Source organism: Streptomyces sp. NPDC094143 (assembly GCF_040303825.1).
Lineage (GTDB): Bacteria > Actinomycetota > Actinomycetes > Streptomycetales > Streptomycetaceae > Streptomyces.
On the sequence record NZ_JBEOTZ010000001.1, the window covers coordinates 534,262 to 543,948 of the forward strand.

The 9,687-nt window shown below is 73.7% G+C and carries 7 protein-coding genes; 4 read left to right on the plus strand and 3 right to left on the minus strand.

What is annotated here, in order from left to right:
- Positions 1-78: 78 nt before the first annotated feature.
- On the plus strand, positions 79-3,993 hold the full coding sequence (locus tag ABTZ58_RS02355; protein ID WP_351349543.1) for a glycoside hydrolase family 2 TIM barrel-domain containing protein: 3,915 nt from the start codon (positions 79-81) through the stop codon (positions 3,991-3,993).
- Between the two features lie 26 nt (positions 3,994-4,019).
- On the opposite strand, the gene ABTZ58_RS02360 is transcribed toward ABTZ58_RS02355, so the two are convergent.
- Positions 4,020-4,382, minus strand: a complete 363-nt coding sequence (locus ABTZ58_RS02360; RefSeq protein WP_351349545.1) for an ArsR/SmtB family transcription factor — start codon at positions 4,380-4,382, stop codon at positions 4,020-4,022.
- 131 nt (positions 4,383-4,513) lie between these two features.
- Between ABTZ58_RS02360 and ABTZ58_RS02365 the strand changes: the two genes are divergently transcribed.
- Together ABTZ58_RS02365 and ABTZ58_RS02370 are read left to right on the plus strand one after the other, a co-directional pair.
- The gene (locus ABTZ58_RS02365) at positions 4,514-5,995 is read left to right on the plus strand and encodes an AlkA N-terminal domain-containing protein (RefSeq protein WP_351349547.1); all 1,482 of its coding nucleotides are present in this window, start codon (positions 4,514-4,516) and stop codon (positions 5,993-5,995) included.
- 8 nt (positions 5,996-6,003) lie between these two features.
- A complete protein-coding gene (locus ABTZ58_RS02370) occupies positions 6,004-6,486 on the plus strand; it encodes a methylated-DNA--[protein]-cysteine S-methyltransferase (protein ID WP_351349549.1) in 483 nt (160 codons plus the stop codon).
- Between the two features lie 163 nt (positions 6,487-6,649).
- Here the strand turns inward: ABTZ58_RS02370 and ABTZ58_RS02375 are convergent, their stop codons facing one another.
- Together ABTZ58_RS02375 and ABTZ58_RS02380 are read right to left on the minus strand one after the other, a co-directional pair.
- On the minus strand, positions 6,650-7,144 hold the full coding sequence (locus ABTZ58_RS02375) for an NUDIX domain-containing protein (RefSeq protein WP_351349551.1): 495 nt from the start codon (positions 7,142-7,144) through the stop codon (positions 6,650-6,652).
- Between the two features lie 44 nt (positions 7,145-7,188).
- Positions 7,189-8,262 carry an ADP-ribosylglycohydrolase family protein gene (locus ABTZ58_RS02380; RefSeq protein ID WP_351349553.1) on the minus strand — a complete coding sequence of 358 codons (1,074 nt, stop codon included), beginning with the start codon at positions 8,260-8,262 and terminating at the stop codon, positions 7,189-7,191.
- 187 nt (positions 8,263-8,449) lie between these two features.
- Here ABTZ58_RS02380 and ABTZ58_RS02385 point away from each other — a divergent pair, with 187 nt between their 5' ends.
- A complete protein-coding gene (locus tag ABTZ58_RS02385; RefSeq protein ID WP_351349598.1) occupies positions 8,450-9,568 on the plus strand; it encodes a glycerate kinase in 1,119 nt (372 codons plus the stop codon).
- Positions 9,569-9,687 lie beyond the last annotated feature (119 nt).

Below are 9,687 nucleotides of genomic sequence, written 5' to 3' on the forward strand. Positions count from 1 at the left end.
GGTGCGCTGTTGAGGAACGCGTCTGACGTGCCCTCAGTCCGTGCAGCACCACCCTGTCGAACCGAGGAAGGCCACGGTATGCCGCACCCGCACCCGCACCCGTCTCCCGCCGACCGGCCCGCCCACCCCGAGCGGCCGGTCGTCAGCCGTCGCCGTCTGCTGGAGGGAGGAGCCGCCGCGCTGGGCGCGCTGGCGCTGTCCGCGTCGCCCGTCGCGGCCCACGCGTCCGGCCGGCGCCCGGCGGCGGACGGCTCCCCGGAGTGGAACGACGGCCTGTCGGTGTACCGGGTGGGTACCGAGCCGCCGCACACCACGCTCATGCCCTACGCCGACCTCGGCCAGGCGCTGAGGGCCGACCGCGAGCGCTCGCCGTACCGGCTGAGCCTGGACGGCACCTGGAAGTTCGCCTACGCGGACCGCCCCGACGACCGGGACCCCGACTTCCACCGCATCGACGTCGACGACTCCGGCTGGGACACCATCCCGGTGCCCTCCGCCTGGCAGCTGCACGGCTACGACTTCCCGATCTACGTCAACATCACCTACCCCTGGTGGGGCCCCAACGGCGGTGGCGAGAACGCCCAGCCGCCCACCGCCCCCACCCGCTACAACCCCGTCGGCCAGTACCGCCGCACCTTCACCGTCCCGCGCGGCTGGCAGGGCCGGCGCACCTTCCTGCACTTCGAGGGCGTCAAGTCCGCCCACTACGTGTGGATCAACGGCGAACTGGTGGGCTACCACGAGGACTCCTACACCTCCGCCGAGTACGACATCACCCGCCACCTCAAGCCGGGCACCAACCAGATCGCCGTCGAGGTCTACCGCTACTCCGACGCGGAGTGGCTGGAGGACCAGGACATGATCCGGCTGAGCGGCATCTTCCGCTCGGTCCACCTCTACTCCACGCCGAACGTGCACCTGCGCGACTTCAAGCTGGACACCCCGCTCGGCGACGGCTACACCTCCGCCGAGCTCGAGGTCACCGCGCACGTGCGCGACTACGGCGGCAAGGGCGCGGGCCGCTACACCGTCGAGACCCAGCTGTACGACGCCCGCGGCCACGCGGTCTGGCCCCGGCCCCTGAGCCGCCCCGTCGACGTCCCCGACGGCGAGGAGGCCACCGCCGAGGCGTCCCGGTCCGTCCCCTCGCCGAAGCTCTGGTCGGCCGAGCACCCGAACCTCTACACCGCCGTGCTGCGCCTGCGCGACCCCTCCGGCAAGGTGATCGAGACCCTCTCGCACCGGGTCGGCTTCCGCGAGTTCGCGCTCAAGGACGGCCTGATGCGCATCAACGGCAAGCCGGTCTCCTTCCGCGGCACCAACCGGCACGAGATGCACCCCGTCACCGGCTCGGCGCTGACCCGCGCGCAGATGGTCGAGGACATCGGCATCATCAAGCGGCTCAACATCAACAGCGTCCGCACCTCGCACTACCCCAACAGCCCGCTGTGGCTCGAACTCGCCGACGCGTACGGCCTCTACCTCGTCGACGAGACCAACCTCGAAACCCACGGCATCCGTGACAGGTACCCCGGCAGCGGTCACCCCGAGTGGACCGAGGCGTGCGTGGTGCGCGCCCGGAACATGGTCCACCGGGACAAGAACCACGCCTCGGTGGTCATCTGGTCCCTCGGCAACGAGGCGGGCGGCGGCACCACCTTCAACGCCATGTACGACTGGATCCGCTCCTACGACCCCACCCGCGTCATCCAGTACGAGGGCGACGACCGCCCGGGCATCAGCGACATCCGCTCCGAGATGTACGACAGCCCGCAGCGGGTCGAGCAGCGCGCCAAGGACACGTCCGACACCCGCCCGTACGTGATGATCGAGTACTCCCACGGCATGGGGAACTCCAACGGCAACTTCAAGAAGTACTGGGACGTCGTCCGCCGCCACGACGTCCTCCAGGGCGGCTGGATCTGGGACTTCGCCGACCAGGCCCTGCGCTGGCCCACCCCGGCGCGCAAACTGCTGACCGAGTCCGGACCCGGCGCGCTGCGCGGCGAGATCATGGCACCCGCCGGCACCTTCGACCGCGCCAAGGGCGTCTCCGGCGGCACCGTCTTCCCTCGCGACCCCCGCCTCGACATCACCGGCTCCCTCACCCTGGAGGCCTGGGTCACCCCGCACGTCACCGGCGGCCACCAGCCCCTCCTCGCCAAGGGCGACACCCAGTACGCCCTCAAGCAGACCGAGCGGACCCTGGAGTTCTTCATCCACGGCGGCGGCCAGTGGGTCACCGCGAGCTGGGCCCTGCCCGAGGACTGGACCGGCAGGGAGCACCACGTCGCGGGCGTCTACGACGCGGACGCGGGCACGCTCACCCTCCACGTCGACGGCCAGGTGCGCGGCACCCGCACCACCACCCGGCGCCCCGGCGGGAACACGGCGTCCCTGTCGCTGGCCACCGACGTCGACAACCCGACCCGGGTGTTCAGCGGCACCATCCGCCGGGCCCGTGTCTACGCCCGCGCCCTCGGCTCCGCCGAGCTCGCCTCCGGCACCCGCGGCCCGGACGACGAGGGCGTGCGCTTCTGGTTCGACGCGGCCACCGCCGGCCTCACCGAGAAGCGCCCGCGCGACCAGACGTTCCACGCCTACGGCGGCGACTGGGGCGACAACCCCAACGACGGCGCCTTCTCCGGCGACGGCATCGTCACCGCCGACCGCGGCCTCACCGGCAAGTCCGCCGAGGTCAAGCAGATCTACCAGGCGATCAACGCCGCCCCGGCCTCCGGCGGGCCCGGCGCCGTGACCCTCACCAACGAGTACCTCTTCACCAGCCTCCGCGAGTTCGACGGCCGTTGGTCCCTGGTCGCCGACGGCAAGGTCGTCCAGCGCGGCCGGCTGACCCGCGAGCAGCTGGACGTCGCGCCGCTTTCGAGCAAGGACATCAAGGTGCCGGTGCGCCTGCCGGCCCAGCCCGCGCCCGGCACGGAGTGCTTCCTCCAGCTGTCCTTCACCACCAAGGAGCCCACCCCCTGGGCGAAGGCGGGTTTCGAGGTGGCCAAGCAGCAGCTCGCCCTCGACGCGGGCGCCCCGGCCGTCAAGCCGGCCCCGCTGCGCAGCGTCCCCGCCCTGCGCCACACCGACGGGGCGAAGACCGTCACGGTCGAGGGCGAGGGCTTCGCGCTCACCGTCGACAAGGCGACCGGAACCCTCACCTCCTTCGAGGCGGGCGGCGAGCGGCTCGTCACCTCCGGCCCCGTCCCGAACCTCTGGCGGGCGCCCACCGACAACGACCGGGGCAACGGCCACCACACCCGCAACCAGGTCTGGCGCGACGCCGGGGCGCGGCGGACCGTGGCGGACGTCCGGGTCCGGCCGCTGGACGACCGGGCGGTGGAGATCACGTGCACCGGCACCCTGCCGACCGGCACGGCGTCGGCGTTCAGCACGACGTACACGGTCTTCGGCAACGGCGAGATCAAGGTCGACAACATCCTGCGCCCGGGCGCGGCCGGCCTGCCGTACATCCCCGAGGTCGGGACCCTGCTGTTCCTGCCGCGCCGCCTGGACCGGCTGCACTACTACGGCCGCGGCCCCGAGGAGAACATGTGGGACCGCAACAACGCCACCGACGTGGGCCTGTACTCCGGGAAGGTCTCCGAGCAGTGGACCCCCTATCTGCGCCCCCAGGAGAACGGCAACAAGACCGACGTCCGCTGGGCCGCGCTGACCGACGGGCGCGGGCGCGGACTGCTCGTGTGCGGTGAGCCCCTGCTGGAGGTCAACGCCTCGCACTTCACCCCGGAGGACCTGTCGGTGGGCGCCCGCCACGACTACCAGCTGACCCCCCGGGACGCGGTCGTGCTGCGCCTCAACCACCGTCAGATGGGCGTGGGCGGCGACAACAGCTGGGGCGCCCACACGCACGACGAGTTCAAGCTGTTCGCCGACCGCGACTACGCCTACACCTACCGGCTGCGCCCGCTGAGGCGCGTGAGCGAGGCGATGCGGGTCTCGCGTCGGCCGACCGCCACCGAATAGCGCGGTCGGGGGACGGCGGCGCCGCGTCAGCCGGCGGCGTCGCTGATCCCCAGGCGCAGGTGCTCCACGTGGTACACCGCCTGGTCGAGCAACTCGGCGACATGGTGGTCGTGCAGCGCGTAGACGACCGAACGGCCCCGGCGCTCGCCCACCACCAGGCCCAGATTGCGCAGCAGCCGCAGCTGGTGCGAGCAGGCCGACTGCTCCATGCCCACCTCGGCCGCCAGCTCCGTGGCGGGCAGCGGCCCTTCGCGCAGGCGCGCCAGGATCAGCAGCCGGGAGGGTGTGGACAGGGCCTGGAGCGTGGTGGCGACCTTCGCGGCGTTGTCCGCGTCCAGGCGTACGCGCCGCGCGGCGTCCTGCGCGGGGATGACGGCTCCATGACCCATGACGCCATCGTACCGGGCGGGCACGAACATATGAATGAACCTTCATATGTCCCGGTGCGCGGTGTCCTGCCGCGAGGTCCATGTCGGATTCTCGCCAGACCCGCCCCGTCCCCGTGCCCGATGCTGGAGGCATGCAGATGGGGATGCACACCGACACCGAGCGCTGCGTGCGCGCCGTGAGGTCCAAGGACGCGCGGTTCGACGGATGGTTCTTCACGGCCGTCCTGACCACCGGTATCTACTGCCGTCCCAGTTGCCCGGTGGTGCCTCCCAAGCCGGAGAACATGGTCTTCCACCCCAGCGCGGCGGCCTGCCAGCAGGCCGGGTTCCGGGCCTGCAAGCGCTGCCGACCCGACACCAGCCCCGGCTCCCCGGAGTGGAACCAGCGCGCCGACCTGGTGGCCCGGGCCATGCGGCTGATCGCCGACGGCGTCGTGGACCGCGAGGGCGTCCCCGGACTCGCCGCCCGGCTCGGCTACAGCACCCGGCAGGTCGAACGCCAGCTCCTCGCCGAGCTGGGCGCCGGCCCCCTCGCGCTCGCCCGCGCCCAGCGTGCCCAGACGGCCCGGCTGCTCATCGAGACGACGGCCCTGCCGATGGCGCAGATCGCCTTCGCCGCGGGCTTCGCCTCGATCCGCACCTTCAACGACACGGTCCGCGAGGTCTTCGCCCTCTCCCCGGGCGAGCTGCGCACCCGCGCCCCGAAACGGCAGGGCCCGAGCACCCCCGGAGCGCTGTCCCTGCGGCTGCCGTTCCGCGCCCCGCTCAACCCCGACAACCTCTTCGGCCACCTCGCCGCGACGGCCGTACCCGGCGTGGAGGAGTGGCGGGAGGGCTCCTACCGGCGCACCCTGCGTCTGCCGTACGGCCACGGCATCGTCTCCCTCACCCCCCGCCCCGACCACATCGCCTGCCGCCTCACCCTCGGCGACCTGCGCGACCTGACCGTGGCCATCAGCCGCTGCCGGCGCCTGCTCGACCTGGACGCCGACCCCGTCGCCATCGACGACCAGCTGCGCACGGACCCCGTCCTCGCGCCGCTGGTGGACAAGGCGCCCGGGCGGCGCGTCCCGCGCACGGTGGACGAGGCGGAGTTCGCCGTGCGGGCCGTGCTCGGCCAGCAGGTCTCCACCGCCGCCGCCCGCACCCACGCGGCCCGCCTGGTCACCGCGCACGGCGAACCGGCCGACGACCCCGAGGGCGGCCTCACCCACCTCTTCCCGGCCCCCGAGGCGCTCGCGGCGCTCGACCCGGAGACGCTGGCGATGCCCCGCACCCGCCGCACCACCTTCACCACCCTGGTCCGCCGGCTCGCCGACGGCGACCTCCAGCTCGGTGTGGAGAGCGACTGGCCGCGCACCCGCGCCCAGCTCCTCGGCCTGCCCGGCTTCGGCCCGTGGACGGCCGACGTCATCGCCATGCGGGCCCTCGGCGACCCCGACGCCTTCCTCCCCACCGACCTCGGCATCCGCCGCGCCGCCCGGGAGCTGGGCCTGCCCTCCACGCCGGCGGCGCTCACGGCACGCGCGGCGGCCTGGCGCCCCTGGCGGGCCTACGCGGTCCAGTACCTGTGGGCGACCGACAGCCACCCGATCAACTTCCTTCCGGCATAGGGATTTGGATGAAGCAGCACACCGTGACCGACAGCCCCTACGGCCCCCTCACCCTCGTCGCCGACGACGGCGTCCTGTGCGGCCTGTACATGGAAGGCCAGCGTCACCGCCCGCCGGAGGAGACCTTCGGCCCCCGCGACGACACCCTCTTCGCGGCAGTGGAGGAGCAGCTGAAGGCGTACTTCGCGGGCGAGCTGCGGGAGTTCACCGTCCCGCTGCGCCTGACCGGCACCCCGTTCCAGCGCCTGGTCTGGGAGGAACTGCGCCGCATCCCCTACGGCGAGACCCGCACCTACGGCCGGCTCGCCGACGCCCTCGGCAGCCCCACCGCCTCCCGCGCGGTCGGCCTCGCCAACGGGCGCAACCCGATCGGCATCATCGTCCCGTGCCACCGCGTCATCGGAGCCAACGGCAGCCTCACCGGCTACGGCGGCGGCCTGGAACGCAAGCAGCGCCTCCTGGACTTCGAGCGCGCAGCGGCCCTCTTCTGAGGGACCCCCGACCCGGGGTCCCCGTACGGCGCTTCCTGGTGACCGAGCCGGGCGGCAACTGCGTCCTCCCGTCCGGGCCCTGCACCACGCGTCCCTGCCTGGCGGACGCCCAGGGGGACCCGGCGGCGGCCGTGAGGGCCGTCGACCGGGTCCCGGCGGGTGGTCAGCCGGCCCGGTGGCCGTTCTCCAGCTCCGCCGTGCCCGAGCCGTCCGCCAGGACGTCCAGGCCCGCCAGGACGCGGCGGCCGAGGGCGCCCGGCAGGTACTCGGTCAGCTCCTCGCGCGGGACCAGCCGCCAGGACAGCAGTTCCTCCTCCTGGAGGCGGATCGCCTTCAGGTCGTCCTCGCCGAGCACCCCGCCGTCGTACAGGTACGCCACGAGCGGCGGGCGGCCCGTGCCGTGCACCCAGTCCACCGCCAGCAGCCGGCCGAGCTCACGGTCCAGGCCGATCTCCTCGGCCGTCTCGCGCCGCGCGCCCTGCCGCGGGGTCTCCCCGTCGTCGGACTCGACGGTGCCGCCCGGCAGCGCCCAGCCCTCCCGGTAGTTGGGCTCCACGAGCAGGACCCGCCCCTCGCCGTCCCGGAACAGCGCGGCGGCGCCGGCCAGGACGCGGGGCAGGGAGGCGATGTAGGCGGCGAAGTCGGCAGAGGTGCTCATGAGGGGGAGAGTAGCCACCGACCGCCCGCCCCAAGCCTCCCGGCTCAGATCTCCGGCTCCGCCAGCCGCGCCGTCCGCTCCGCCAGCTCGCTGATCCGTACGCCGTCGAAGCCGAACACCGCGCTGCGGACCGTGTCCTGAAGCGGGACCTTCCACTGGTCCGGGATGGCCGCGGCCCCGCCGAACACGCCCGCCACCGAGCCGGCCGTCGCGCCGTTGGAGTCGGTGTCCAGGCCGCCGCGGACGGTCAGCGTGATGGTGCGGGTGAAGTCGCCGTCGCCGTAGAGCAGACCCGCCGTGATGACGGCGGCGTTCGGGACGGTGTGGATCCAGCCCATCCCCAGGGTCTCCTCGGAGACCGTGGTGAGCGTGTCCTCCCAGGACATCCGCGTGTCGTGCAGGGAGGCCACCCGGCGCACCGTGCGGGCGAGGCGGCTGCTCGCCGGGATCACGGCCAGGGCCTCGTCGACGGCGTGCCGCACGGTCGGCGCCGTGAACGCCGCCGCGATCAGCGCCGCCGCCCACATCGCGCCGTACACCCCGTTGCCGGTGTGCGAGAGCACCGCGTCCCGCCGGGCCAGCGAGGCGGCGCGGCGCGGCAGGCCCGGACTGGTCCAGCCGTAGACGTCGGCGCGGATGAGGGCGCCGATCCACTCCTGGTACGGGTTGTCGTACGTCGCCGTCAACGGTGGCTTGAGCCCGTTGGCGAGGTTGCGGTAGGCGGCCCGTTCGGCCGTGAAGGTCTGCAGGTACGGCAGCCGCAGCAGCCACAGGTCGCCGACCTGCTCGGTGCTGAAGCCGAAGCCGTGCGTCTCCAGCAGGTGCAGGCCGAGGATCGCGTAGTCGACGTCGTCGTCGCGGCAGCTGCCGTGGATGCGGCCGCGGACGCACTGGCGCCATTCCGGGCGCAGCTCGAAGCCGTCGTGCTCGCTGACCGGCTCGGGCAGGTAGTCGGTGAGGGGGAGGGCGGCGGCCTGCCGGAGGTAGCGGTCGATGCGGTCGCGGGTCCACACCTCGCCCTGCTCGACCGGCTTGCCGAGCATGTTGCCCGCGATGCGGCCCTGCCAGCCGCCCAGGATGCGGTTCGCCAGGTCTGTCTCGGTGCGTGCGGGGGTCATGGTTACGGTCTACCCGTTTCGGGGCGCGGTCCGAGGGCTGGGCAGAGGCTGACGGCCGGGGCGTCCTCCGGTTAGGGTCGCAGCGGCGCGACTGGCCCTGACGTGCGTGAGGGCCCGGAGAGCAAGGGGAGTGCAAGTGGCGGACGCTGCAGTGAGCGGCACCCGAAGGACACAGCGGACACAGCGGGTGCTCGTCGCCGCGGACAAGTTCAAGGGGTCCCTGACGGCCGTGGAGGTCGCCGAGCGGGTCACGGCCGGGCTGCGCCGGGCGGTGCCGGGCCTTGAGGTCGAGGCGCTGCCCGTGGCCGACGGCGGCGACGGGACCGTGGCCGCGGCGGTGGCGGCCGGGTTCGAGCGCCGGGAGGTACGCGTCGCCGGTCCCCTCGGCGACGAGGTGACGGCGGCGTTCGCGCTGCGCGAGGGCACCGCCGTCGTGGAGATGGCCGAGGCCAGCGGGTTGCAGCGGCTGCCGGCCGGGGTGTTCGCCCCGCTGACGGCGTCGACGTACGGCTCCGGCGAGGTGCTGCGGGCCGCCCTGGACGCGGGGGCCCGCACGATCGTCTTCGGGGTCGGCGGCAGCGCCACCACCGACGGCGGCGCCGGGATGCTGTCGGCGCTGGGCGCCCGGTTCCTGGACGCGGACGGAGAGCCGGTGCCCCCGGGCGGCGGCGGCCTCACCGAGCTGGCCACGGCGGACCTGGCGGGCCTCGACCCGCGCCTCGCCGAGGTCGAACTGATCCTCGCCAGCGACGTCGACAACCCGCTGACCGGCCCTAAGGGCGCGCCCGCGGTCTACGGGCCGCAGAAGGGCGCCTCACCGGACGACGTCGAGGCCCTGGACGCGGCCCTCGCCCACTTCGCGAAGGTCCTGGAGGGCCAGGCCGGCCCCAGGGCCGCCCAGTACGCCGCCGCGCCGGGCGCGGGAGCCGCCGGCGGCATCGGCTACGGCGCGCTGTTGCTCGGCGCCCGCTTCCGACCCGGCATCGAGGTCATGCTCGACGTGCTGGGCTTCGCCCCCGCCCTGGACCGCGCCGACCTCGTGATCACCGGCGAGGGCTCGCTCGACGAGCAGACCCTGCACGGCAAGGCCCCGGCGGGCGTCGCCGCCGCGGCCCGGGCGGCGGGCAAGGACGTCGTGGCGGTCTGCGGCCGCCTCGCCCTGCCCCCGGAGGTCCTGGGCCGCTCCGGCTTCCGCCGCGCCTACCCCCTGACGGACGCCGAGCCGGACGTGGCCAAGTGCATCGCGGAGGCCGGCCCGATCCTGGAACGCGTCGCGGAACGCATCGGTCGGGACTTCCTGACCTGACCGGCGGTTCCCAAGCCTGGCCGGGCCGCGGGGGCGGAGCGGCCGAGAAAACGGCGCCGTGTCGTCGCCCGCCCCGTTGGACTTCATGACGATGTTGCCCTTGTCGTCTAGGCTGACCC